At 63.4% G+C, this 25709-nt stretch carries 16 protein-coding genes; 11 read left to right on the top strand and 5 right to left on the bottom strand.

What is annotated here, in order from left to right:
- Positions 1-55: 55 nt before the first annotated feature.
- Positions 56-1708: a peptide chain release factor 3 gene (locus LZC94_31710; GenBank protein WXB20278.1), complete on the bottom strand. Its 1653-nt coding sequence runs from the start codon at positions 1706-1708 to the stop codon at positions 56-58.
- Positions 1709-1826: 118 nt separating this feature from the next.
- Here LZC94_31710 and LZC94_31715 point away from each other — a divergent pair, with 118 nt between their 5' ends.
- The 6 genes from LZC94_31715 (at position 1827) to LZC94_31740 (ending at position 14611) form a co-directional block, all read left to right on the top strand.
- Positions 1827-2198 (top strand): phage holin family protein, encoded by a 372-nt coding sequence (locus LZC94_31715; GenBank protein WXB12404.1) that lies wholly within the window; start codon positions 1827-1829, stop codon positions 2196-2198.
- Positions 2195-2572, top strand: coding sequence for a hypothetical protein (locus tag LZC94_31720; protein ID WXB12405.1), 378 nt, complete (start codon positions 2195-2197; stop codon positions 2570-2572). The genes LZC94_31715 and LZC94_31720 overlap by 4 nt, the downstream gene beginning before the upstream one ends.
- 95 nt (positions 2573-2667) lie before the next feature.
- Positions 2668-3339 (top strand): HAMP domain-containing histidine kinase, encoded by a 672-nt coding sequence (locus LZC94_31725; protein ID WXB12406.1) that lies wholly within the window; start codon positions 2668-2670, stop codon positions 3337-3339.
- Positions 3340-3410: 71 nt separating this feature from the next.
- Positions 3411-8942, top strand: coding sequence for an excinuclease ABC subunit UvrA (gene uvrA / locus LZC94_31730; GenBank protein WXB12407.1), 5532 nt, complete (start codon positions 3411-3413; stop codon positions 8940-8942).
- Between the two features lie 1265 nt (positions 8943-10207).
- On the top strand, positions 10208-13462 hold the full coding sequence (locus tag LZC94_31735) for an SUMF1/EgtB/PvdO family nonheme iron enzyme (GenBank protein WXB20279.1): 3255 nt from the start codon (positions 10208-10210) through the stop codon (positions 13460-13462).
- 9 nt (positions 13463-13471) lie between these two features.
- Positions 13472-14611: a hypothetical protein gene (locus LZC94_31740; protein ID WXB12408.1), complete on the top strand. Its 1140-nt coding sequence runs from the start codon at positions 13472-13474 to the stop codon at positions 14609-14611.
- Between the two features lie 109 nt (positions 14612-14720).
- On the opposite strand, the gene LZC94_31745 is transcribed toward LZC94_31740, so the two are convergent.
- Positions 14721-15344, bottom strand: a complete 624-nt coding sequence (locus LZC94_31745; GenBank protein ID WXB12409.1) for a hypothetical protein — start codon at positions 15342-15344, stop codon at positions 14721-14723.
- Between the two features lie 611 nt (positions 15345-15955).
- On the bottom strand, positions 15956-17338 hold the full coding sequence (locus LZC94_31750) for a sigma 54-interacting transcriptional regulator (protein ID WXB12410.1): 1383 nt from the start codon (positions 17336-17338) through the stop codon (positions 15956-15958).
- A 660-nt stretch (positions 17339-17998) separates the two neighbouring features.
- On the opposite strand from LZC94_31750, the gene LZC94_31755 reads away from it, so the two are divergent.
- Positions 17999-20743: a CHAT domain-containing protein gene (locus tag LZC94_31755; GenBank protein ID WXB20280.1), complete on the top strand. Its 2745-nt coding sequence runs from the start codon at positions 17999-18001 to the stop codon at positions 20741-20743.
- A 387-nt stretch (positions 20744-21130) separates the two neighbouring features.
- On the opposite strand, the gene LZC94_31760 is transcribed toward LZC94_31755, so the two are convergent.
- Entirely contained in the window at positions 21131-21577 is a 447-nt protein-coding gene (locus LZC94_31760; GenBank protein WXB12411.1) for a hypothetical protein, read from the bottom strand.
- A gap of 71 nt (positions 21578-21648) precedes the next feature.
- On the opposite strand from LZC94_31760, the gene LZC94_31765 reads away from it, so the two are divergent.
- The 4 genes from LZC94_31765 to LZC94_31780 all read left to right on the top strand — a co-directional run bounded on the left by LZC94_31765 (position 21649) and on the right by LZC94_31780 (position 25391).
- A complete protein-coding gene (locus tag LZC94_31765; protein WXB12412.1) occupies positions 21649-22950 on the top strand; it encodes a serine protease in 1302 nt (433 codons plus the stop codon).
- A gap of 87 nt (positions 22951-23037) precedes the next feature.
- A complete protein-coding gene (locus tag LZC94_31770; protein WXB12413.1) occupies positions 23038-23310 on the top strand; it encodes a carboxypeptidase-like regulatory domain-containing protein in 273 nt (90 codons plus the stop codon).
- 153 nt (positions 23311-23463) lie between these two features.
- A complete protein-coding gene (locus tag LZC94_31775; GenBank protein WXB12414.1) occupies positions 23464-24426 on the top strand; it encodes a DUF6345 domain-containing protein in 963 nt (320 codons plus the stop codon).
- On the top strand, positions 24423-25391 hold the full coding sequence (locus LZC94_31780; protein ID WXB12415.1) for a hypothetical protein: 969 nt from the start codon (positions 24423-24425) through the stop codon (positions 25389-25391). The genes LZC94_31775 and LZC94_31780 overlap by 4 nt, the downstream gene beginning before the upstream one ends.
- Positions 25392-25440: 49 nt before the next feature.
- Here LZC94_31780 and LZC94_31785 read toward each other — a convergent pair whose 3' ends face one another.
- Positions 25441-25683, bottom strand: a complete 243-nt coding sequence (locus LZC94_31785; protein WXB12416.1) for a hypothetical protein — start codon at positions 25681-25683, stop codon at positions 25441-25443.
- Positions 25684-25709 lie beyond the last annotated feature (26 nt).

The following is a 25709-nucleotide window of genomic DNA, read 5'->3' on the forward strand; positions in this document are numbered from 1 at the left end:
CTACGCGTTGTTCAACGCACGCAGGTCGCGCCCTCGCCACGCCGCGATGGCGAAGCTACGCGTTGCTCCCATTTACGGCTGCGCCAAACGCCGTTTCCGTGTACTTGATGCCGCTGAACTCCCGCTTGGCGCTATTGAGCTGCCACTCCCCGGCAAAGAGAACGACGGCGCGGCCGCGGACGTCGCGGGCGGGGATGCCGACCCGTTCGCGGTCGAAGGCGAGGAGATCGAGCTCGCCGCCGTCTTCGCGCGAGACCCAGCGGACGAAGTCGCAGGCCAATGGCTCGAGGCGGGCGTCGACGTCGTATTCGGATTTGAGGCGGTGCTTGACGACCTCGAGCTGCAGACGGCCGACGGCGCCGAGGATGGGATCGCCGCCGCGCTCGGGGGTGTACTGCTGAATGGTCCCCTCTTGCGCGAGCTGATCGAGACCGCGTTTGAGCTGCTTGCGCCGCAGCGGATCGACCATCATCACGCGCACGAAGAACTCGGGCGAGAAGCTCGGAATTTCTTCGAAGGTGAAGTTCTCCCCCGCCGTGAGCGTGTCGCCGATCTCGAAGACGCCGGGATCGTAGACGCCGAGCACGTCGCCTGCGAAGCCCTCTTCCACGATGGTGCGCTCTTGCGCGAGGAAGGTCGTGGGGTTGGCCAGGCGCATCGCCTTGCCCGTGCGCACGTGGTGCACGCGCATGCCGCGCTCGAATCGCCCCGAGCAGACGCGCAAAAAGGCCACCTTGTCGCGGTGCGAGCGATCCATGTTCGCTTGGATCTTGAAGATGAACGCGCTGAAGGCGCCCAGCGGATCGACTTTGCCCTTCGAGCCCTCGCGCGCCACCGGGGGCGGCATGCGCTGGCAGAAGGCCTCGAGGAACGCCTCGATGCCGAAGTTGTTCATGGCGCTGCCGAAGAACATGGGCGAGACCTCGCCCGCCAGGAAACGATCGCCATCGAAGGCGTCGCCGGCTTCGTCGAGCAGGGCCGACTCTTCGAGAAGCCGTGAATAGCCCTCGTCGTCGAGCTCGCGCACCAAGGCCGGATCGTCGAGGCCCGTGACGGTGACCGGGGCGACCTCGGAGCCGAGCAGCGCGCTGGACACGCCGGCGCGGGCAGCGTCGAAGAGGTAGACGCGCTTGGGTTCGTCCTTGTGAAAGCCGCGGTAGACGATGCCGCGGAAGGTGGCGCCGCGGTAGATGGGCCACGTCACCGGGTACACCCCGATTTCGAGCACGTTCTCGACCTCGCCCACCAAGTCGAAGGGCTCGCGGCCCGGGCGGTCCATCTTGTTGACGAAGGTGAAGATGGGCATCTTGCGCTGGCGGCAGACGCGAAAGAGCTTCTTCGTCTGAGCCTCGACGCCCTTGGCGCAGTCGAGGAGCATCACCGCGCCATCGGCCGCGTGCAAGGTTCGGTAGGTGTCCTCGCTGAAGTCGGCGTGGCCGGGGGTGTCGAGCAGGTTCATCGAGAGCCCGCGGTAGGGGAACTGCAGCACGCTCGACGTGATGGAAATTCCGCGCTCCCGTTCCATCTCCATCCAGTCGCTCACGGCGGAGGCGCGACCCCGCTTCGCCTTGACGGCGCCCGCCAGCTTGATGGCTCCCCCGTACAGCAAGAGCTTCTCGGTGAGCGTTGTTTTGCCCGCGTCGGGGTGGGAAATGATCGCGAACGTTCGTCGTTCCGCGATGTGGTGGGCGAGAAGCTTGTCGTCCATGTTGGTGTGGGTAAACGAGGTCAGGCGCAGGGAAAGGTAAGGCCCCGGCACGCGCAATGCACCTCTTCCTACCATGGACCGGCCGCTAAGCATGGAGCCGCGTGCGGATCTGCGGCATATGGACGAAGCCCCCACGGGCGAACTGATCAAGCAAGCCCTCGAGGATGCACGGGAACTCGTTCGCATCGAGGTCGGGCTAGCCAAGGAAGAAGCGCGCGATCAGCTGAAATCAGTGAAGCGCGCAGCCATTGCCGCCGGCATCGCGCTGGCGGCGACGTTGCTTTTCCTCTCCACCGCCACGATGGCCCTCGTTTTGGGCTTGCAGGGCGGCGGAGGGGGAGCGATCGCGCTGGCGGTCGCCGGGGTTTATTTGGTCGTGGCCGTCGTGGCAGGGGGTTTGGCTTACCGGTTCATACCCAAAGAACCGGCCGGCGAAACGAGGCGCCGCATCGAGGGCGAGATCAAGAAATTGAAGGAGCATATCGCATGACGCTTCAAACCAACTCGCACGTGGAGCTCGAGCAACAGCGCGAGCTCGCGCGCGCCCGGCTTTTCCATACGCTCGACACCTTGGACCGACGGCGGCACTCGGTCGTTCGCATCGGTCACCAAGCGAAAACAGCCATGGCGCCCGTCGGGCTTGGCGTGGCGGGGCTGCTCGTCGTGGTGATCACTGCCACGGTGGTCGCGCAACATCGCGCGCTTCAGCGGGCGCGGCGCGACTGGCGGAGGATCCTGGTCCAGAGGATGATGCCGGAGCCCCCGAAGAAGACCTTCGTCGTCGAGGCGGGCCGGCGCGCCGGGATGGCGCTGGTGCTGCTCGCCGCCAACGAGCTGGGAAAACGGCTGCTGCGCGCAATCTAGGCGTAATTTTAGACCCCAGCGGTATGGCGCGATTCTTCGATTTTCGCTCCTCGGAAGGGAGCAGAGCCTCAAAGAGTTGATGTTAGCCTAGAGCTGTGGGTCGTACGTGGGACGACGAGCTGGCGCGCGAGCGCTTCATTGCCATTGGGGAGATCGCCACCGAAGTCGCGCATGAACTTCGGAATGCGCTGCAGGTGATCACCGCCAGCGCGTATGTCGCACGGCAAGATCCCACCGCGAGCGCGCCGCACATCCACAAGATCGAGCGGCACGCGCGCCTCGCGCACTCCATCGTCGACGATCTCATGTCGCTCGCGCGGGGAGAGCCGGCGCAGGCGGAGCCGGTCCTGCTCTACGACGTGCTGGTCGCGGCGCGCGCGGAGATTGGAAAAGGCGCGGCGCAGTGGGACGACGCCATCACCCCCGCGGACATTCGGATCCACGCGCACACGGGGCTGGCCGCGCGTCTCTTTCATGCGCTCTACGAGAACGCGATCCATGCGAGCTCGCCCGAGGCGCCGACCATCACCACGCGCGCGTGGATGGATGCACAGACCTTGGTCGTCGAGGTGCGAGACGATGGCCCGGGGGTACCTGCGGAGATCGCCGCGCACATCTTCGATCCGCTGGTGAGCGGGCGCGTGGGTGGTACCGGTCTCGGCCTTGCTCTCGCGCGGCGCATTGCCGCCGCACACTCGGGCGATCTTGCCCTCATCGCGACCGATGGCGGGGCGACCTTCCGCCTCACCTTGCCGTCGCCGAAATAGCAACGGCGAAGCGCCGCATTTTTCGATGCAGTGGCCTCGCGGGGAATTCCGCCCCATATTGCGTGGCCTTCATGCTCCCGGTCGTTCTTCGCGGTGCGCGCACACACAACCTTCGTCATGTGGATCTCACGCTCTCCCCCGGGCAGCTCGTCGCGGTCACGGGGCGCAGCGGCGCGGGCAAATCGTCTTTGGCCCTCGATACGCTGTACGCGGAAGGGCAACGGCGCTTCGTCGAGAGCTTCAGCCCGTATGCGCGGCAATTTTTGGAGCGGCTCGAGCGCCCGCCGATCGACCGCCTCGATCCCATCGCGGCCACCGTGGCCGTCGACCGGCGCGCGCCCATCAAGTCGAGCCGCTCGACCTTGGCCACCATGGCCGATCTCGAGCCGTACTTCGCCGGCTTGTTTGCGCGCGAGGCGGTCCCCACGTGCCCGGATTGCGGCGTCTCGGCCGTGGCCACCACCCCCGAGCAAGCCGCGCGCGCCCTCACCGGCAAGCTCGCGGGCTCGAAGGCCACCGTCAGCTACCCCATCCGCGCGCAGGATCCGGCGCACTTCTTCGAGCTGCGCGAGAACCTGGTGCACGACGGATACCGCAGGCTCATGGTCGCAGGGACCGTGCGCGACATCGACGACGTGCGCCCCAGCGAGGCCACCGCGCCCGATATTCGGGTGGAGGTGCTGCTCGATCGGCTGGTGGTCCGCCAGGAGGACGAGCGCCGGCTGCAGCAAGCCATCGAGCTCGCGTGGGAGCGTGGCGAGGGGCGCGCCGAGCTGCGGGTCGATGCCGCGGGCGAGCTCTTTCCCGAGTCGCTGTTTGGAAAGTCGGGGACCACGAGCGGCGCCTCGACGGGGCACGTGCCGGTCGTGCGCGGGCTGGCGTGCCCGAGCTGCGCGCGCGCCTTCGAGCCCTCGCGGCCGGCGCTCTTCTCGTACAACTCGCCGCTCGGCGCGTGCGAGGCGTGCCGCGGCTTCGGGCGCACGATTGAAATCGACTGGGACAAGGTGATCCCGGATCCCAGCCGCTCCATCGAGGACGGCGCCATCCGCGCGTGGACGGGCAATAGCTCGGAGTGGGAGCGCGGGGTGCTCTCCAAGTTTTGCAAGAAGCAGCGCATCCCGGTGGACGTGCCCTGGGAGGATCTGGCGCCCGCGCAGCGCGCCATGGTCATCGAGGGCGAGGGCACCTGGGAGGGCGGCAAGTATCCCGGGGTGCGCGCGTGGTTCAAATGGCTGGAGTCGCGCACCTACAAGATGCACGTGCGCGTCTTCCTCTCGCGCTACCGCGACTATGTCGCCTGCACGTCGTGCCAAGCTTCACGGCTCAACAAAACGGCGCTCGCGTACCGGGTGGGCGGCCTGAATCTGGCGGATTGGCACGGGCTCGCGGTCAGCGATGCGCTCGCGCGGATCTTGGAGGTGAAGGTCCGCGATCCGCAAGGCAAGCGCCTGCGCGAGGAGCTGGCCGCGCGCCTCGGGTACCTCGACGCGGTGGGCCTCGGGTATTTGACGTTGGATCGGCAAGCGCGCACCTTGAGCGGCGGCGAAGCGCAACGGGCGGGCCTCACCACGGCCCTCGGTGCGTCGCTCACCGGGGCGCTCTTCGTGCTGGACGAGCCCACCGTGGGTCTGCACCCGAGCGACGTGCCCGCCCTCGCCAAGGTGATGCGGCGGCTCTCGGACGCCGGAAATACGGTGATGGTCATCGAGCACGACACCGAGGTGGTGCGCGCGTGCGATCGGGTCATCGAGCTGGGGCCGGGCGCGGGGAAAGAAGGCGGGCAGATCCTGTTCGACGGGTCGCCCGCAGGGCTCGCGGCGCGCGCGGACTTGCCGACGGGGCGCGCGCTGGCTGCCGGCGCCGCGCGGGCGGCGGACGGCGGGAAGAAACGGCGCGCGGTGACGGACGACGTGATCGCCGTGCGGGGGGCGCGGGCGAACAACCTGGCCGGGGTCGACGTGGATTTTCCGCTCGGCACCGTGTGCGTGGTGACGGGGCCGAGCGGCTCGGGCAAGAGCACCTTGGTCGAAGAGATCCTCTACCGCGGGGTGGCGCGGAAGCTCGGCGACACCAAGGTCCCCCGTCCGGGGGAGCACGATGCGCTCACCGGCACCGAGCCGATCGCCCGCGTGTGCCTGGTGGATCAAGCGCCGCTCGGCCGCACCGCCCGCGGCAACGCGGCCACGTACACCAAGGCGTGGGACCGCTTTCGCGCCCTCTTCGCCGACACGCCCGAGGCCAAGGCGCGCAAGTTCACGGCGTCGCATTTTTCGTTCAACGTGGGCGGCGACGGCACGCGCTCGGGCCGGTGCGAGGCCTGCGCGGGCGAGGGCTACGAGACGGTGGAGATGCAGTTCCTCGCCGACGTGACGTTGCTGTGCGCGGTCTGCCAGGGGAAGCGCTTTCGGCCCGAGGTGCTGGCCGTCAAGTACCGGGGGTACGACATCAGCCAAGTGCTGGAGATGACGGCCGCCGAAGCGCTCCGCATCTTCGATCCTCCTTCGCAGCGCGACTACGTGCTCCGGCGCGCGCTCGATCCGGTGCTGCGCGTCGGCCTGGGGTATTTGCCCTTGGGGCAGCCGCTCTCGATGCTCTCCGGCGGCGAGGCGCAGCGCTTGAAGCTGGCGCGCGCGCTCACCGAGACGGCGCAGGGCACCTTGTTCGTCATCGACGAGCCGAGCGCGGGGCTCCACGCCGAGGATACGGTGGCCATCATCGACGCCTTGTCGTCCTTGGTCGACGAAGGCGCCAGCGTGGTGGTGGTCGAGCACGATCTCGACATCGTCCGCAGCGCCGACTGGGTGATCGATCTGGGCCCGGGCGCCGGGCCGCGGGGCGGGAAAATCGTGGCGTTCGGGACGCCCGAGCACTTGGCGGCGAAGAGCGGATCGAAGACGGGCGCGGCGCTGCGAGCTTCCTCTTCGGAGGCGCCCGATCTTCCAACTCGCACGGCGACCTCCGAGGAGAGGAGAGATTGGAAAGGGGAACGTGAGTCTCCGAAGGAGACCCACGACGGCCGTCAGGCCGGAGCATCCCGGGAAGAGAGAGCGCAGATCCACGCCGTGACCGTCGAGCACGCGCGCGAGCACAATTTGAAGTCGGTCTCGTGCAAGATCCCCCACGGCGCGCTGTGCGTCATCACGGGGCCCAGCGGATCGGGCAAATCGTCCTTGGCGTTCGACGTGGTGTTCGCCGAGGGCCAGCGCCGCTTCATGGAGACGTTGACCCCGTATGCGCGGCAGTTTCTGCCGATGCTTCCGCGCCCCGATGTGGAGCGGGTGACGGGGGTCCCGCCGTCGATCGCGCTGGAGCAGCGGCTCTCGCGCGCGGGGTCCAACTCCACGGTGGCCACGGTGACCGAGGTGGCGCACTACCTCAGGCTCCTTTACGCCAAGGTCGGCGAGCTGCACTGCCCGAAGTGCGATGCGGTGGTCGCCACCGTTTCACCCGACGAGCTCTTTGCGCGGCTCGCCCCCGAGCACGGCCGCGGAAAGCACACGATCTTCGCCCCCGCGGTGCGCGCACGAAAAGGGACGTACAAAGACCTCTTCACCCTGGCCTCGCGCGCGGGCATCTCCGAAGCGTGGGTCGATGGAGAGCTGGTCGCCATCGATCCGCCGCCCAAGCTGGCGAAGACCAAGGAGCACACCATCGATCTGCTGGTGTACACCGGGAGCCTCGACGCGCTCGACCGCAAGACGTTCGACACGGCGCTCGGCTTTGGCAATGGAGCGCTGCGCGTCGTGCGCGGGCGGCCCGACCTCGTGGACGGCGACGCGCGCATTTGGTCCACCAGCCAGAGCTGCAGCCAATGCGGAACGGGCGTCCCCGAGCTCGATCCGCGCTGGTTCTCGTTCAACACGAAGCAAGGGCAGTGCGAGTCCTGCGAAGGGACCGGTCTTTTGCCGGGCGACGACGACGAGGATCTCGCCCATCGCGCGAGGTGCCCCGTCTGCGAAGGCACGCGGCTCTCGGCCGTTCCCCGGAGGGTGCGGCTCCAGGGCGAGACGTATCCGGACTTCGTGGGGCACGACGTGGCGACCGCGCTGGCCACGGCGCGAAAGTGGAAGTTCCAGGGCCGCGATCTCGAGGTGGCGCGCGCGCCGCACGCCGAGCTCCTGCGACGGCTCTCGTTCGTGGTCGACGTGGGGCTCGGGTACCTCTCGATGGACCGCGCAGCCGCCACCCTCTCGGGCGGCGAGATGCAGCGCCTTCGCCTGAGCGCGCAGCTCGGCAGCGGGCTCACGGGCGCGCTCTACGTGCTCGACGAGCCGACCATCGGCCTTCACCCGCGCGACACGAAGAACCTCCTCGGCAACTTGCGGAGCTTGGTCGATACCGGCTCCACCGTGGTGGTCGTCGAGCACGACGCGGAGACGATCAAGAGCGCCGACCACCTCATCGATCTGGGTCCGAGCGGCGGGAGGCTCGGCGGCCATATCGTGGCCGAGGGTCCCGCCGCGCGCGTGCTCGGCGATCCGCGCTCCCCGACCGGGCGCGCGCTGGTGGAGACGGCGCGCGTGGTGCGCCCCGCGCGGCCCCCGGCGGACAAGCTCATCGAGCTCACGGGGGCGCGCGCGCACAACCTCAAAGGGGTCGACTTGCGCGTCCCCACCGGGCGCATGACGGTGGTGGCGGGGGTCAGCGGATCGGGCAAGAGCACCTTGGTCCGAAAGGTCTTCTACCCTGCCCTGCGCCGGGAGCTCGGGCTGGTGGGCGACGAGCCGGGGAGGTTCTCCTCGTTGAAGGGGGCGAAGAACGTCCGGCGCGCGCTGGCGGTCGATCAATCGCCCATCGGGCGGACGCCGCGCTCGGTGCCGGCCACATTCCTCGGCATTTGGGACGACATCCGCCGCCTCTTCGCGTCCTTGCCCGAGGCCAAGGTGCGCGGGTACACGCCCGCGCGCTTCTCCTTCAACGCGGGCAAAGGCGGGCGCTGCCCCGCGTGCGAGGGCCAAGGCGCGACGGTGGCGGAGATGGCGTTTCTGCCCGACGTGGTGTCGCCATGCGAGGCGTGCGGCGGCGCGCGCTTCGAGCCGTCCACCCTCGACATCCGCTACGCGGGGCTGACCATCGGCGACGTGCTGCACCTCTCCGCCGAGGACGCGGCCAACGTCTTTGCGGCGCACCCCAAGATCGCGCGTCCGCTCGCGACCTTGGTCGAGCTGGGGGTCGGCTACGTGCAGCTCGGGCAAGGCTCGAACACGCTCTCGGGCGGCGAGGCGCAGCGCCTGAAGCTGGCCTCGGAGCTCACCGCGGGGGTCGCGCACGAGCCCACCGTCTACGTGCTCGACGAGCCGACCACCGGGCTCCACCTCACCGACGTGCGCCGCCTGATCGTCACGCTCGAGCGCCTCGTGGCGCGCGGCGACACCTTGCTCATCATCGAGCACCACCCCGATATGATCGCCTCCGCCGATTGGGTCATCGAGCTCGGCCCCGAGGGCGGCGCGGGCGGCGGCGAAATCGTCTTCGAGGGCACCCCGGCGCAGCTCGCGCGCGCGAAAACGGCGACGGGGCGCTACTTCGCGGAGGAGCGGAGGGCGGCGCGAAATGGCAATGGGTCGTCGTCACGCGCAGCGTCGACGACTCCGGCGACGTGACCCGCGGTGGCAGCGCGGGGGCCATCGGCGACCCGTTCACGGTGTTCCCGGAGCTTGTTGTACAAGGGTCTGCCGATTGATCCGGAGAAGCGCGGCGGCTTGCGTTCGCTTGCCGCCCGTCAGCCGGAGCGCACCCTCGATGATGCGCATCACCAGCCACTCGAGGCTCGCGGGGAAGGGAGCACGAGCGCGCCTTCGTCGGCGGAAGGCTGCGCTGCGGTCGCCATCGCGGTAAGCGCCGCGTTCACGATGAGCGGAAAATCCGATGGCTCGATCAGCGGACGGTCACCCATAGCAGCGCGTGATCGATCGCGTTTCGCAGCTCGCGGACGTTACCGGGACCGCGACAAATCCGCGAGGATCTGCCGCGCCAGCAGCTCCAGATCCTCACCGCGCTCGCCCAGAGACGGAACGCACACGGTCACGACCGAAATGCGAAGAGCAAATCGCCGCGAAACATGCCTTCACGCAACATCTCCCCGCGATCGCGGTTCGTCGCCGCGATGACGCGCGCACGCCACGTCAACGACCGATTCGAGTCTCCGCGGTCAAAAGGACCGTCACATCCGAATTGACAAGCCGCGGAAGCATCCATACGAGCCGCATGGTGAGTGTGTCGACCACCACGCCGACGTCCGCGGGCATCGAAATCGGGGAGGTGCCAAATACGTTTGCGAGGCGAACCATCGCTGCCGTTCTGGGGTTCCAAGAGCTCCGCCCGTACTCGCCCCCCGAGCGCCAGAGCTCCACGGCGAAAGCGACCGGCACCCTGAAGCCGTCACTATAGCATTTCATTGTAGTCGAATCGGCACGGGGTCGATACGCCCCCTGCTCCAGCTAACGCAGCAATCGTTCCACTAAATGCAATTACGCGTGGAGCGTCGTCATCCGGACATCTACACGCCTATCGGCTTTGCTCATTTCAATCCAATGTAAGCTCGCATCCGCACCGATTCCGCAACCGCATGGCGCGAGCCCGCTCGATGAGCGTGCCCATGTCTCGCGCATGTGCACCGCCCTGAAGTACATTGACGTACGCGACGCTCGTACTGGCGGCCGTCGGGGGAGCGATGGGGATCGGAACGGGGGAGAGTACCGAGAGCGACTCGTCGTCCTATACCTCGAGCGCACTGCCGCGTACGGTGGATGCGGCTCCGGCGCCAAGAGAGAAGCTGGTCGTGCCCGGGACCGTGATCGGGCGCCGCTATCAAGTGCGCCGCCTCCTCGGCGAGGGTGGAATGGGACGGGTGTTTTTGGCCCGCGACATGAATCTCGGTCGTTCCGTGGCGCTCAAGCTCCTCCACTCCGATCGATTGGAAGCGCCCGGCACCACGCGGTTGGTCGACGAGGCACGGGCCATCGCTCCGCTCAATCACCCGCATATCGTCCAGGTCTACGACGTGGGCGAGCACGTCGACGCGCTCTTTCTGGCGCTCGAGTACGTCGATGGCGAAACGCTCAAAGAGCGCGCCGACCGTGAACGCATCGGAGTCGACGAGGTCCTACGGGTGGCGCGTGCCATCGCCGATGCGCTCGCCCACGCGCACGCCGCCGGCGTCATTCATTGCGATCTCAAGCCAAGCAACGTCATGTTGGGAAAAGATGGGAGACTACGCGTCGTCGATTTCGGTCTTGCTCACACCGAAACCGGCCGGCAGAGGCGCGGAGGCGGCACGCCCAACTGGATGGCGCCCGAGCAATGGAGGGGAGGCGTCCCCTCGGATCGGATCGATATTTGGGCGTTGGGCGCCATCGCCGCGCACCTTCTCACGGGTGCGCACCCGCACGGCGACGTCGAGGTCCGAGGACACGTCGCCGCGGGTGGGGTTCCCAGCATCGAGCGCAGCCGCCTCGAGCCGCTCGTGCCGCCGCCGCTCATCGACTTGATCGTTCGCTCGCTCGATCCGCAGCCACAGAACCGGCCCTCGGCACGCGCATGGTTCAATGCGTTGGACGAGATTCTCGATAACCGGGAACCGGCGCAGCCGAACGACGGCCCTTATCGCGGCCTCGCCGCGTTCAACGAGGAGCACGCTCGCTTCTTCTTTGGCCGCGAGCAAGAGATCGAGGCATTTTTGGAGCGCCTTCGCGAGGTCCCCTGTCTTCCGATCGTCGGCCCCTCGGGTGCCGGAAAAACCTCATTTCTCCATGCCGGCATCGTGCCGCGGCTGCACGCGCGCGAGCGCTGGACGGTCATCGGCATGCGCCCTGGTGCGCGCCCGATCGAGACGCTTGCGCACCATGTTCTGGCCGCAACCTCGCCGGCCGAGAGCAGCCAGCACGTCGATGAGCCGGTAGCCATCTTTGCCGCAGCGCTTCGACAAACGCCGACGCTGCTGGCTGCCCGGCTGATGACCATCGCGTTCGCTCGCGGAACGAAAGTGCTCCTCGCGATTGATCAGCTCGAGGAACTCCGAACCAATGGCGCCCCCGAGGAAGACATTCACTGCTTCCTCGGCATTCTCCTCAATGCGGCAGACGATCCGCGCGAGCCGGTCCGGATCATCTTTGCAATCCGGGACGACTTCCTCAGCGTCGTACCGGGCGTTCGTTCGCTGTTCGTTCCGCGACGCCTGGGAGCGATCGAGTTGCGGCGCATCATCGTCGGGCCCTTGCGCTCAATCGACTACCGCTTCGACGATGAATCCGTCGTCGACGACATGCTCGCGGAATTCAGCGATGATGAAGCGGCGGCTTTGCCGCTCTTGCAGTTCGCCTGCCGCGCACTCTGGGACGCGCGCGACGAAAAGCGCCGCCTGCTGCTGCGCTCTGCCTACGAGCGCATGGGCGGGGTGGCCGGCGCGCTGGCGAAGCACGCCGCCGGCGCCGTCTCGGAGCTGACCGCGTCCGAGCAACGTATCGCCCGGCAGCTTCTCGTGCGCCTCGTAGTCGGCACGGCACGGCGGGCCGTAGAGCGCGATCGGCTGCTTGCCGGCTTGCCCGAGCCGGCCGGGCTCGTCGTGGATCGTCTCCTCGCAGCACGGTTGCTCGTACAGCAGAGCCCACAAGCCGGCGCGCCTTCCGTCGTGGAGATTGCGCACGAGTCGTTGCTTCGCACATGGGAACAGCTGTCACGCTGGCTCGACGAGTCGCACGAGGAGCGGCGCTCGTTGGCAGAGCTGGACGAGGCTGCCCGATTCTGGGAACGACGCGGACGGCGCGACGAGGAGACCTGGTCCGACGCAGACCTCGCGGCGGCTCGCGAGCGCATCGCCCGATTCGATCTCGCCATTCCGTCGCACGTCGCCGGATTTCTCTCCGCCGGTGAGAACTACCGCGCCCGTCTCCGCCACCAACGCCGGAATCGCAACATCTCGGTAGCCACACTGGCCCTGACCATAACCGTGGGCTCCCTCACGCTTGCCGCCGCCTACCGCCAGCAGAAGATGGCCGCCGAGCGCCAGGCCGAAGATCTTCGGCTCGCGGGCCGGGATTTCGGCCAGTTCGAGCTGGTACTCACCCCTTTCGACAAGGCCGACCATCTGCAGCGTGCAATCGACGCCGTGGCGCTACCGGCGCTCTCGTGGCGCCTCTATGGCCAGCAGCAAGGCGATCCGCACAAACCCGGTGCACCGATTCCCGGCGACCTCGTCCGCGTCGTTTCGGTAGCACGCGGTCGAACCCGGATCGATCGCGTCGATGCCCCCGGCGGGCTCGCGTTTCTTCGTGTCGATGGACGCGGCCGCGCCGGTGAAACATGCGCGCCGTCGTGGATTCGGCTTCAATCGCTCCCGGGTTATGCCTCGCGTCGGGGGCCGATTTCGAAAATCGAGATCGCAATCCCGACTTGCCAGGCCAGCGCGGAAGGCATGATTACGATCGGCGCCGGAGCATTCGTCTATGGCGGTCCTGGTGAGCCAGCAACCCACTTTCCCGACTACGTGGAACCCGAGCAGGTCGTCGAGCTGGGTGAGTACGGGATCGACCGCGCGGAGGTATCCAACGCGGACTTCGAGCCATTCGCCAAGCTTCAAGCCATCACTGGATACGCGGTTCCAACCTACCCGGCCGAGCCCGCGGTCGCCCATGCGGGGGCGGGCCCGGACATGCCCGTGACGGCAATTGATGCTTTCGAGGCGGAAGCCTTCTGCCGATACATGGGCAAACGATTGCCGAGTGATTTCGAATGGACCAAAGCCGCGCGCGGAGGCATGACCATCGATGGCAAGCTCAATCCCTGGCCGCGTCGCCTTTACCCATGGGGCCCTCAGGTCCGTCCCCGTTGTGCCAACGTGGACGGTACGGCTGACGGCTTTCGCTGGGTCGCGCCCGCGGGGGCGTCGACATGCGACGAGAGCCCGTATGGTGTCCTGAATCTTGCAGGTAATGTCGCGGAGTGGATATCGAGGGAGGGACAAACGGACAAAGACGCAAATCCCAATCGAACCATTCGAGCAGGGCAAGTCGACTCGCCTCCAGAGCTCGAACATGCAACGACGGTGTTTCGCAATACACGAGAGGCACGCCAGTTCTCATTTGCGCTTGGTGTGCGATGCGCCTCCGGCGGACGTGTAGAGTAGGAGAAAGACATGACGACCTTGACGATTGTGGCCAAGCCCGAAGAAGGGCACAAACCAGATGATAAAGATGATGGAAATATTGCAATCGATGCCATCGTTCAAAACATAGGCGACTGCAAGCGCGCATCCTCAGTAAATGAGATAAGCAAAATATTGACCGATTATATTGATTCAGATGTGGATGTAATCAGGATAATAGGCCACGGGCAACCCGGAGTTTTAGGATTGGGAACGTACTGGAACAAAACCGTCTTCAAGCCTCCGCACGGCCAATATTATCAGCTCGACAGCAATCCAACCGGATATGGGTTGCTCGAAAAACGTCTGCCACGAGCAACACCGAAGAAAGCGAAGATACTAAAAGTTTGGCTCATCGGTTGCGATGTCGGCAACGAAGTGGAGTATAGCGTATCTGATGGCCCGACATTGTTATTCGACCTCGAACAAATGTGGAATTCTTATCGAGGCAAGCAGGGCCAATGCCTCGTCAAGGTGAGCGCCGCGCCGAGCGTCGTACAGTCACGCAGCTTCCATAACGGAGTGTACACTGGCTCCCTAATCACGTTGAACCAGCCCCTCAAAGACTACGACGAGCTATTGGCAGAAGGGATCGCGGCCCCGGTTGAGCATCGGGAGGTGGTAGTCGATTTCGAGAAATTCAAAGCGGATCGCTGGCGCGGGCTACAGGGCATCGCGCCAACTGTCGATGAGCCATGGCCAGAGGAAGAATGGCTCGAGGATGCGTCTGAGCCAGCTCCCCCAGCTGCCGGTTACAAGCAGGAAAACGTAGAGCAGAAGGTAGCCGTCGACTTCAGAAAACTCATAGGGGGTCGCCCGTTGGGTCAGTACTACTCGAAGCAAAACATCGAGCTCACACCTGACCAAGCCGATATTCTGAAGAACGCCTTCGACACGCGGGTAGAGCTGCCACCTCTTCTGTCTCTTCCCGAAATGGAATTCGAACTAACATGGGGTGATGAGAACACTCTCGTCGAGGCCGAGCTCATTTTGGGCGGGCGCTATCTACGTTTCCGCTCTCCCTCGGGAATGATCTACTTGAAAGCAAAAAAGCCTCGGGAGCCTCAATTTAGAAATGCTCTGATAGCGTTGATGGATGCCGCACGAGATCGCGTCCTCGAGAACAAATAGTTAGGTGGCTCGAGCCTTGATCTTGCGGGGCACGATCGGAGTCCTCGCTATACTTGCTGATTGATGTTTACAAAATACAAACGAGGACTCCGATTTTATACTGCAAGCTTCAGAACGGCAAATTCATTTCATGAAAACTCTTTTGGGTCAGATGCAGGATGATGTATTTGATGCCGTTCGTTGAAATATTCTGATTGCGGTCTGCGAAGGATGGGTCGAGAACGTCTATTTCGAATTCTCCATTGTTTTTTAGAATTGCATTATCGACAACTGCATAGCCTTTGACGATGATGTGAGTTGGGAAAAACTCGATGGGCTTGGATGGCAGTAGCAGCGGGCAAGCGTCGGGCCATTTGAATTGATAGTTACTATCGAGGGTTCGCTCCTCCTCCGAGGACGTTCCTGCGTTCAGGCTAGGCCATTTGACCTTCTTCAGTAGCTCCTTTGATACCAGAAGCTCGCCCTTGACACCCTCCTGCGGCAACGTAGTGGCATCTTCGGGAAACGATGAAGGCGGCCCTAAAACCATGTAGCTTGCGTCCCCCCATGTGCAGGTGAGTTCTTGAGGAAAGGAGTGCGGGACCGGAACTTCGAACGAGACCGCGGTACCGTCTACCTTCGTGATTCGCACGTGGACGGATGCGTAGAGTCGCCCGGGGTACGCCGCACGAACGCGCATGGCATTCGCGCTGTTGTCTGGCTTATCGGACCAATTGAGACATTGTTGATCCATCGGTGGACCTCCTGCTTGTATGGCGATAGGTATCAAGATCAATGCCGAAGCGCTCGTGCGCCCGGTACAGCTTTCCGGGCTCGATATGAATCGCCTGCGTCGCCGTGCGCACCTTTCCATACGTTTCCCGGAGCGTTGTCTCGAGTTGGAGGTTGGCTTCTTCGTTGGCAGAGCGTCACTGGTAGTCACACCAGCATCATCGCTCGCCCAACTGATCTACAATCTACGATCAGCCATCGAACTAACCTATGGCGTCGGGCCACCTCGGCCTAAAGAACACCGTCAAAGTTAGTTCGGGGTTGCCAGGTTCTCGAGGCAACTTGACGCTCTCGAGCAGCTTTTCTGATAGCAATAGATCGCCCACGGCAAACTCTTCTGGCAAAGAGTCATTCGAAAATGAGCCGGGGTACCCCAAAACCATCCACTCCTCGTCTCCCCACTCGTGGGTGACTTCCTGTGGAGCGTGACCCGGGACCGGGACTTGGAACGATACCGTCGCTCCTACCGCATTTTTGATGACCTTCGAGATGCGCACGGGGACGAGTGCATAGAGTCGGCCTGGACTCTTGCTTCTGAAGTATTGCGCATTGTTCTGCTCCTGACCGCATGGTTTAGGCATCAGTCGACCTCCCGTTTCTTTCTCCACGACGATGGCCATCAAGGTCGATGCCATAGCGCTCGCACAGTCGATACAGCTTTCTGCGGTCGATGTGGAGCAGCTGCGCAGCGGTGCGCATCTTTCCATCCGTCTCCTGGAGCGCTGTCTCGATCTCCTCACGAGTTGGCTCCTTGGTCGCGGGAGCACTGCCCGTCTTCGTTTGGTTACCGTCGTCGCGCAGTGCTTTCCGGTGGGTGCGAAGGTGCGCCGGCAGCCTTTCCGATGAAATCGGCTCGCTCGGCTGCTCTGCAATCAGCGACCGAACCAAACCGCGGAGCTCACGAAGATTCTCGAGCCATGGATAGAGCAGAAGGCACTCCGCGGCTCCAGCCGTGAACGACATGTCGGGATGGCTTGCGTCTGCCTCACGCGCGAAGCGTCGTGCCCAGCCGAGAATATCCTCGCGACGGCGACGTAGGGGCGGAAGTTCCACCGGAGCGTTACTCGCCCGCAAGCGCGCGAGGAGGTCCCTTCGGAAGCGGCCGGTCCGGACCGCGTCGTCGAGGTCGACGTTGGTCGCGGCGATTACGCGCGCCGAACTGCGACGAAGCTCGGTCGAGCCGATCGGGCGAGAGTGCCCGTCTTCGAGGAAGCGCAGAAGGTCGCCTTGGACGTCGAGGGGAAGCTCGCCAACCTCGTCAAGGAATAGCACTCCGGAACCGGCTGCTTCGACGAGCCCACCCTTGGCCACGTGCGCTCCACTGAAAGCTCCACGCACGTGTCCGAACAACTCTGAGCGCGCTAAATCACGGGTGAGCTCCGCGCAATTCACGGCGATGAAGGGATGCGGTGCGCCCGTCGTACCGACGAACAGAGCCGCACGCTCTTTACCAGTTCCAGTTTCGCCGTGAATGAGCACGTGTCCGGTTGTAGCGGCGAGCCGCCGTAATTGCCCGCGAACCACCACGGCGAGAGACGAATCGCCGGGAAACATGCGATCGTCTTCGTCGGGAGGAGCGAGCGCCGATGCTCGAAAGACGAGCAGCGAATCGCCGATTCGGATGACGGCGCCATCGACGAGGATGACACGCGCGCCGGGTGCGAACGCACGCCCATCGACGAATCCGCCATTACGGCTGTCGATGTCGACTAGATGCCAGCCGAGTGCTCCAGCTTCGATTCGAATGTGTCTACGGGACATCCTCCGGTCGTCGAGCACGAGATCGACTCCGGGCGTTCCGTTCGCACGGCCTACGATGACCCCGGACGTAGGAATTTCTGCGACCGACCAGAGTGTGCGCCCATGCACAGCGCGCATGTGCGCGGTCGAAGAAAGCATCGCCTCGTCAGAGCGTGCGGAGTCATCCTGCTGGTCCGTCTCCTCCGATTCACCCATTGCCATCTCTGCAACTGTTTCCAGGACCCGATAAACCTACCGAGACGGTGAAGGAGGCACGCCGATTGCTCCATATCAGTATCGGTTTATCTAACTTTAATTGCGATGATGACTGGACCATCGAAAGAAGTCCATCTGTATCTCGTGCTTGAGGTCCCCCATGCTGCGCGATACCGTTGTGCCAAGGTTTCGCGACGTTCGCGGTATTGGCGTATCGTTCATCTGAATGTTAGGTGTTCCGGTACTTGCGGCAACAATCCAGTTTGCATCGTCCTCGTACCATCGGCTCGTTGATTGCAATGATCAGAGACCTGGGGACTACTCAGGAAAACCGAAAAATGCTGAAGTAGCCACACGTGTAAGGGATCGCGGTGACCGCGGCGGGGACCTGACCAGCAACAGTCCCGCCAGTAAGCGCAGATAGCCCAACAGGCCGCGAGGGCTTTCGATGAAACGAGATCTATAGGCTGCCCACGATTAATCGTCTGGTCAGCGGCGAATGCCCGCAATCGGGGCCGAGGAAGAGCCGCGTGTCGCGAAGAGGTACTCGGCGCCGGCGGTGAGCGTGTTTTGACATCGCGAGAGGAACGATTCGCCGTTGCGATCGGCGCGGCTTTACGTAACCGTGCTCGTGCGCATCGAAGGAGGTGCTTCTTGGAAATGGACCCATCGACTGCCCTGCGCTTCTTCGATGGGCTCCGTGCGACGTTCGCGGAGCTCATGGAGAGGCACGACTTCCGCGCGGCGATTCCGGTAGGTGCGGAGCTCGTCGCCATCGCCGAGGAGGTGGAAGGGCCTTGGAGCGGTATGGCCGCTGTTGCTTGGAACAATTTGGGCTCCGCCTGTCAGGGTGCCGGTAACCTCCAATGGGCAAGACGTGCTTTTCACCGGGCTGTCGACATCCACGAAGCGATCTTAGGCCCGCAGCACCCGGAGTTGGCCATAAACCTGGGGAATCTCGGAGGGTTGTACCGTGCGCTGGGCGACTTTCCACACGCCATCGAATTCAACGCGAGGGCCCTGACCATTCTGGAGTCAGCTTACGGTGCCAATGATGAGCGGGTCGGCACCACGCTCAATAACCTGGCACTGGCGTATATGTTCAGCGGCGACTTCGTGACGCCCGAGCCGCTTCTCCGTAATGCTATAAGGATCGCGAAAGAGGCGTCCGCGATGCCCGAGCTGGCCGCTAGCATCAAGAACCTGGCCGAAGTGCTCTTCGGCCGCGGGCAGTATCCGGATGCCGCCGAGCTTTATGCGGAGGCACAGTCTCTCTTCAGAGAGCACCTTGGTGACGACCATCCTCTGGTCGCGACCGCGCTCGTAGGGTACGCCGATGCTCGCATGCGTGAAGTAGAACGCCTTCCGTCACCCGACGCACGCGAAGAGATCTACAAGAGGGTGGAGGCTCTGCTGTGCAGCGCGCGGACCATCTGCGAGCAGCGATTGGGAGCAGATCATTCCCAAGTCGCGTTCGTCGACAGTCGATTGGTCGCCCTCGCGCGGGCACGCGGCCGTGTCGACGAAGCGCTCGCTCTTGCACGGGCGATTGCGCAGAGGCTCTCGGATAGCATGGGCCCCGCCAATCCCGAGACCCTCAAGCAGTGGAACACGGTCGCGGTGCTTTGCCTCGAGGCCGGCCATCTCGACGAAGCGGAGCGTCTCCATCTTGAAACGCTCGAAAGGGAGGAGCGTGTCTTTGGCCAGGCCTCGCGAGCCACGTTGATAACTCTCGATAACTTGATGCACGTATACCTCGCCCAGGGGAAGATCGAAAAAGCGATCATCACCGCCGAGAACGCGAGCAGGATCGAGGACCCGCTCATCGAGCGCGTCTTGCGCTCATCACCCGATAGCGCCCGGCGAGCATTCCTAGGAGCTCAAGCTGGTGCACGCTTCATGGCGATCCTTTCGCTCCACGTCGATTTCGCGCCGGACGACCCGGCCGCCCTCTCGCTCGCGCTAACCACCGTACTGCGGCGCAAAGGTCTCGCCTTGGAGGCTTCCGTCGACGTGATGCGGGCGCTGCGTCAGACATTTTCTCCCGCGGCGCAGAGGTCGTTCGATGCATATCGCACGGCCGCGTCGGAGCTCGCGACCCTGGTACTCGCCGATCGCCCGAGCGAGACCGAGCGGCGGCGCGCGATCGAACAGCAACTCGCCCGCATCGAGGAGGAGCTTTCGGGTGAGAGCGCAGCGTTTCGGCAAGCAATCGCACCACCCGTAACCATCGACACCGTTCAAAAAGCGCTTGCGGATGACGCGGCGCTGATCGAATTCGTGATTGCCACGCCGATTGGCCATCGCGGAACCGCCATCGAACGAATGTGGGACTGGAGTCGCGCGAGGTACGTGGCTTACGTGCTCCGCTCGAATGCCCCACCCGAGTTCGTAGAGCTCGCGCCGGCGAGCCTCGTGGACGATCTATGCAGGCGCTTTCGGAAGGCGATCGGCGCGCGTACACCCGACGCTGGAGTCTTGGCGCGTCGGCTCGACGAGCTCCTCATGCTGCCTGTGCGCGCACTCCTCGGCCAGGCGAGGTTGCTGCATCTCTCACTCGAGGGGCCGATTCATTTGATTCCGTTTGCGGCTCTTCGAGATGAAAACAACGAGCCGCTATTGGCGCGGTACCTAATCAATCATGTCGACCGCGGGCGGGACATTTTGCGCTTTGGCGCGAGGCAGCCGCCGCGAGAGGAAGCAGTCATCTTCGCCGCCCCCGATTTCGGCGTCCCCAACGCAAGCAGCGCGTTCATGCCTCTGGCCGGGACTGAAGCAGAAGCGCGCACGGTCTCCGCCGCGATGCCACGGGCGCGCTTGCTGACCGGAAAGCACGCGACCAAAGCCGCCTTGGCGAAGGTCCACGGACCGCGCGTGGTGCATCTGGCGACGCACGGGGTCTTTCGCTCGGGCAGCGAGAGGCAGACGGTGTTTCCGGATTACGACGGAATGGCGGTGGACGCGATGGCACGGTCGGGCGTGGTGCTGGCCGGTGTGAACACGAGCTTCGCCGAAGGGTATTTGTCCGCAGACGAAATCCTTGGAATCGATTTGATAGGCACCCGCGTGGTCGTGATGTCGGCCTGCGGTACGGGTCTGATCGATCGGCGTACGATGGACGAAATCTACGGGCTCCGGCGCGCGCTGTCCATCGCCGGCGCGCAGAGTCAGGTACTCAGCCTCTGGAAAGTGCACGACTTTGCAACCGCAGAGTTTATGGCGGCCTACTACGGCGCGCTCTCGCGCGGCGTGACGCGCGCCGAGGCGTTGCGAAGCGCGCAGGTGTTGCTTATGCGGCACCCGGAGTATGCAGATCCGGTTTTTTGGGCAGCGTTCATCTCTTTGGGAGACGTCGGTGCCGTCGATTTGAACGAGCCCCTGCAAAGTTCCGATTCTCTGCCTTAGTCGTTCTTTCTTGAGGCGACGGCTATCGGTGTCGACCATCCTTCGATTCGCGGATCGCCGCCGCTGCAACTGTTTCGAGGCCTTGATAACCCACCCAAAGAGGAAGGAGGCATACCGATTGCCTAATATCTGTATAGGCACTTCTTTCTCATTGGGATGATGGCCGGACCACCCAAATAAGTCTATCCATATCTCGCGCTTGAGGTCAGCCATGCCTGTGGCCCTCGAGCTAAAGATTCGCAACGTTCGCCGGTATTACGCATCGTTCATCTCGATGTTCAGGCGCGCGCCGGTGCTCAGGATTGCAATCGTTATTGGCACACCGATTCCGAGCAGGCGATCCATAATTTTATATTCACCAACAACCGAACGACAGCGAATTTTGCATCAATATCGTGCCATCGTGACGACGGCCGGCCCGTTAGTTGCAATGACCAGAAACACAGGAGACCAGCACATGAACGTCAAAGAGTCGACCATCAAAGTCGCCATACCAATAATTTTGGGCGCGTACACCATCGTCTTCGCGGGCTGCATGGCGAATGCCGACTCGGGCGAGCCGGCCACCGACGACACCGGCGCCGCGAGCTCCGCAGCATCTACTTCGCTTCTCCGTCCATCTGGCACGTCCATGTGGCCACCTCCTGTTTGCGACTTCGAATCGTTCGAATGCACGGTCACCGGAGTGTTGTATTTTTGGTCCGACATGCCGAGGTGCAGCAGCACGCGCTGCGCCGCGGCCAAGGAGAGGTGCAACAACGCTTGTTCCGCACCCTGCCTTGGATCTGGCTGCTGAACGAACGGTAATCGCTCGAAGAAGCTGCCGGCCTTCATCGAGCTAGGGTCCAGGCGGAATAGCAGTCTCGAAGTTTGCCAGCCAGCAACAGTAACCGGAGGAGAGTGCCATGAATAATGGACATTTCGAAAATATCGATAAAACCGAAACAACGAGCACCGACGAACGTGTGGTTGATGAGTTGGGTGGACAAGAAAGCTCGGAGGAAGCCTCGGGCGAGGGGGCTGAAGCCAACGCGCACGCGCCGGTCGCATATACGATTCGCACGGCGCTCGGTACAAGCCCGAAGCAGGGCGACGAGGGCAACGGCGAGACGGACGAAGGCTTTGCGTTCCGTTTCGGTCCGGCAAGTGTCGACTTCGAACCTGGTGTCGAGAGTGGGTCTAGCGAGGAGAGCCAATTCGAAGCCGTCGAGGGTTGGGACGAATCATCCCTGACGGAAGCGGCGGCTGAGGAAGCAGCCGAAGAGGCGGCCGTAGACGCGTGGTACGCCGAGGCGACGAAAGCAGAACAGGAGGAGTTCTTCGCATTCATGGCACCACTAGTTTTACCTCTGGTGAAGTCCGCGATTCCAGCGCTTGCAGGAGCTGCGGTGCGGAACCTGCCGAAGCTCGTCGGCCCGGTGATGCAGCGGCTCGGTGGTCGCCGACGGTCGATACGGCGCGGCACCGAGACGACACGGGAGGAGGCGAACGTCGTTGACGAGGCGGCGCTGGACGCGATTGTCCAGCAATTGGAGGTCATCATCGGCAAGGACGACCGTGTGCAAATCGTGAATAGCAACGCCGTCCCGTGGAAGCGTATTTGCCACCTGCAAATCGAGTCGGCAGACGGCGGTCGATTTCTCGGTTCGGGGGCGCTGGTAGGCCCGCGGACTGTCGTCACCGCTGGTCACTGCGTCTACATGCACACGCAGGGAGGTTGGGCCCGATCGATTACGGTCACCCCCGGGCGCAACGGGAGCAATAATTCATTTGGACAGTGCAAGGCGGTCGGACTGCGGTCGGTGCGCGGCTGGGTCAATATGCGCAAACGAGAATACGACTACGCAGCCATTATCCTGCCGTATGACTATGCGAAGAAGCAACGGCCGAGCGCCTTCGGCTTCGCGACTTATTCGGACACCGTGCTCAAGAGCGCGAGGCTAAACCTGGCAGGGTATCCTGGTGACAGGCCGGCCGGGACCATATGGTATCATGGACGCAAGGCCAAGGCAGTAAAGTCACAAACACTAATATACGACATTGATTCGATGGGTGGACAGTCTGGCAGCCCAGTCTGGGTCCGGCTCAACGAGAAACGGATCATGGTCGGCATTCATACCAACGGCTCGCCCAATGGAAATTCGGCAACGCGCATCACTCAGCCAGTTTTCGAGAACCTGCAGCGTTGGAGAAAAGAAGGACTGTAACGACGTTGGACGGTCCAATCAGTCCAATCAAAGCTTGGTAAATTCTCTGCCATCGTGATCGGACGTAACCAAGATAGGAGAAGCCTCATGGGCATGATTTTGGGTAAAGTCACGACCACGGGAAATCAGCCGATCGCTGATGCGGTGATCGTCGTGATATCCGGACCGACCCACCCCGAGCTGGCCGCCTCGAGTGATGAGCGCGGCACCTTCCGGCTCAGCAACCTGAGCCAAGGGGATTACGTCATCCAAGCAGGTGCCGATGGCTATGTTTCCGCCCGCGGGCGCGTGTGCGTATACGTCGCGGGGGTCACACGCGGTCGTATCGTGCTCCAAGAGGACGCTCCGGAGATCGATTGATGGTTCTTTGGCTTTTACTGCGCCGGACGTGCCCACCCGAATAACGGTTCGGCGCAACCCTACGATTCCCCCGGCAACGCGCCGCGGAGGCGAGGGGCCCCCTCGCGCGGCTCAACGGATTGCCGCCATCCATGAAACAAGGAGTCACCGCCCATGAAGTGGTTACGAACTGGCGCCGGCGCGGCCTTGATTGCCGCAGCGACGGGCGCTTGTGCAGTAGAAGACCGACAACAGGAACAAAAGGAGGACGTCGACAGCGCCAAGATCGCCTGGAGCTCGCTCTCGAATGTGCAGGTCGGAGTTCGATGCCAACAGGAATATCAGAATAATTGGCAGAAGGACGTCGGCAACAACGACGTGTGGCGCCGGTGCGATAATTTCTACAATGGGATGGGCTGGGCCCGGCGTGGCTTCCAGTACAATCTCCACGGAGCGGCCGCCGGATTTCACACTCCGGACACATGTGGATGGGCGTGCGGCTTCGTCGACTCGGTCGACTTTTTTTACATGAATACTCACGGCGGCAGCAATGCTTCGTCCTCGTTCTTCGCAATGTGGGACCAAAATAGTTACGCCATCACTGCGAACATGCGATTGGGCGCGTCGAGCCGTCAAAACATGGTCTTTACGACGTTCGCTTGCGATACTCACGCATTCGACGCAAACACGTGGACTCGATGGCGCCGTGCGTTCGAAGGAGGGCTCGTGATGACCTTGGGCGGACATCACAAACTATTTTCAGGGAACGCGCAGTCAGCTACGGAGTTTGCTTCCCGCATGTGGGACGGGGAGCCCATCGACCGCGCATGGCTCGAATCGACGTGGTACGCCGATAACAGCAATACGCCCGCCAGCATCAATACGGGTGTCAACCAGGCGGATTGTTCGTGGCGAAAAGACAACGTTCGGGCCAGTAACCTGCTCGAGACCATACCGTTGCGCGATGGGCGAATTGATTGGTGGTGTCAACGACAATGGAATTGTCGTGCCAAATGGGAATCGTTCGATACATTGGACTCGCATCAGGGCTTGTATTGCTCCCCGCCGCGGCTCACTCGAAACAAAATTTTGCGCGCACCGATGAGAACGCGATCCGTTCGATGCAGCGAGGAATGAGCGTACCGTCATTATCCGTTATCCATCGCGTTCCGCGTGGAACGCGCGACGCGGCGCTGACATCTCTTCAGATTTCGCTCTGCGGCAGCGGGTGTGGCAGAGTCACGCAAGAGCGCAGCGCCGCTCGTCTTCGAGCGAAGGGTGCGTCTTGGCGCCTCGACATTCTGGCGAATGACGGCAGCGCCGCGGAATATTCGAACGACGATGCGCGCGGCAGAGCGCGCGCTCTGGCAACGGATGCAACGAAAGCTATGACCCCCTCTGCCCTCGAGTCTGCAGGGCGCGCCTTCATCGCGAGCAAACTCACGAGCGTCATCGTGCTCGAACCGGGCGAAACCCTCGTCCCCGAGACGGTAGCGTACCGTTCCGACAGCGGCGGAAAGACCGATGGCTCCGGTGAAACAACGACCGTCGTTTCCGCCAATCGGGTGGTCTTTAGCCGCGAAATCAATGGTATTCCCGTCGTGGGCACCGGCTCGAAGATCATCCTGACATTTCTGAGCGATGGGTCCGTCGAATCATTTCGATACGACTGGCCCAAGTACGCGCTAACGGGGCGCGTCCAGACTTCAGCCCCCATCGGTAACATATTGCAGCGTATCCAGAAGGTGGTGGGAGCGCGTGAAGACGTACATGGGCTCCAGCCGATCTTCATGCCTTCACAGGTGACTGCCGATACCAGGATCGACCTCGGAGCGGACGTTCAGCTCGAGCGCCTCGCGTGCGGATATTACGATCCTGGCTTTACCGTTCGCGAATCTGTCGGGGTGGTGCAAGCGGGTTGTTACTATCATGCGGTGCACTATCAGGGCGGCAGCCAAGGTGTCGTCTCGGCAGGCTTGTCTGGCGCCGTCCCAGCGTCGGTTCAGGCAGAACGCGACGATGCATGGCCGGAGGAAACGCTAATCCGTGGCGTCTCTGCGAGCTGGGGGGAGCCTCCGCCGAACGCTCCATCGTCTCGGTAGCGTTGCCCCATTTCCGATGAGCTGAAACGCACCGCCACCCGCCCCGAAACTACCTGCGCCCGTTGACCTGCTGGCACCGCTCCATGCACTCGATGTTGTCGGCGCAGGCGGTGGCGCAGTCCTTCGACTTTTCCTGCTTGCTCGTACAGCCCGGATCGCGCTCGCACTTCTGCGGATCTTTGGCGGCGCCGTGTTCGAGGGTTTTGCACCCTACGGCGCCGCAGACCGCTCCCGTTGCGCCCGCCGCGAGCGCGACGCCTACGAACATGCGGAGGATGGAACGCCGGATCATACGAAGAGGTTAGCCCCGTGGGACGG

Source organism: Sorangiineae bacterium MSr11954 (assembly GCA_037157815.1).
In the GTDB taxonomy this organism is placed as follows: Bacteria; Myxococcota_A; Polyangia; order Polyangiales; family Polyangiaceae; genus Pendulispora; species Pendulispora albinea.

What these genes read in the sequence shown, in the direction of transcription:
- LZC94_31710 (WXB20278.1), bottom strand. Translation starts at nt 1,708, where the DNA reads ATGGACGACAAGCTTCTCGCCCACCACATCGCGGAACGACGAACGTTC.
- LZC94_31715 (WXB12404.1), top strand. Translation starts at nt 1,827, where the DNA reads ATGGACGAAGCCCCCACGGGCGAACTGATCAAGCAAGCCCTCGAGGAT.
- LZC94_31720 (WXB12405.1), top strand. Translation starts at nt 2,195, where the DNA reads ATGACGCTTCAAACCAACTCGCACGTGGAGCTCGAGCAACAGCGCGAG.
- uvrA (WXB12407.1), top strand. Translation starts at nt 3,411, where the DNA reads ATGCTCCCGGTCGTTCTTCGCGGTGCGCGCACACACAACCTTCGTCAT.
- LZC94_31735 (WXB20279.1), top strand. Translation starts at nt 10,208, where the DNA reads ATGAATCTCGGTCGTTCCGTGGCGCTCAAGCTCCTCCACTCCGATCGA.
- LZC94_31740 (WXB12408.1), top strand. Translation starts at nt 13,472, where the DNA reads ATGACGACCTTGACGATTGTGGCCAAGCCCGAAGAAGGGCACAAACCA.
- LZC94_31745 (WXB12409.1), bottom strand. Translation starts at nt 15,344, where the DNA reads ATGGATCAACAATGTCTCAATTGGTCCGATAAGCCAGACAACAGCGCG.
- LZC94_31750 (WXB12410.1), bottom strand. Translation starts at nt 17,338, where the DNA reads ATGGGTGAATCGGAGGAGACGGACCAGCAGGATGACTCCGCACGCTCT.
- LZC94_31755 (WXB20280.1), top strand. Translation starts at nt 17,999, where the DNA reads ATGGACCCATCGACTGCCCTGCGCTTCTTCGATGGGCTCCGTGCGACG.
- LZC94_31760 (WXB12411.1), bottom strand. Translation starts at nt 21,577, where the DNA reads ATGAAGGCCGGCAGCTTCTTCGAGCGATTACCGTTCGTTCAGCAGCCA.
- LZC94_31765 (WXB12412.1), top strand. Translation starts at nt 21,649, where the DNA reads ATGAATAATGGACATTTCGAAAATATCGATAAAACCGAAACAACGAGC.
- LZC94_31770 (WXB12413.1), top strand. Translation starts at nt 23,038, where the DNA reads ATGGGCATGATTTTGGGTAAAGTCACGACCACGGGAAATCAGCCGATC.
- LZC94_31775 (WXB12414.1), top strand. Translation starts at nt 23,464, where the DNA reads ATGAAGTGGTTACGAACTGGCGCCGGCGCGGCCTTGATTGCCGCAGCG.
- LZC94_31780 (WXB12415.1), top strand. Translation starts at nt 24,423, where the DNA reads ATGAGCGTACCGTCATTATCCGTTATCCATCGCGTTCCGCGTGGAACG.
- LZC94_31785 (WXB12416.1), bottom strand. Translation starts at nt 25,683, where the DNA reads ATGATCCGGCGTTCCATCCTCCGCATGTTCGTAGGCGTCGCGCTCGCG.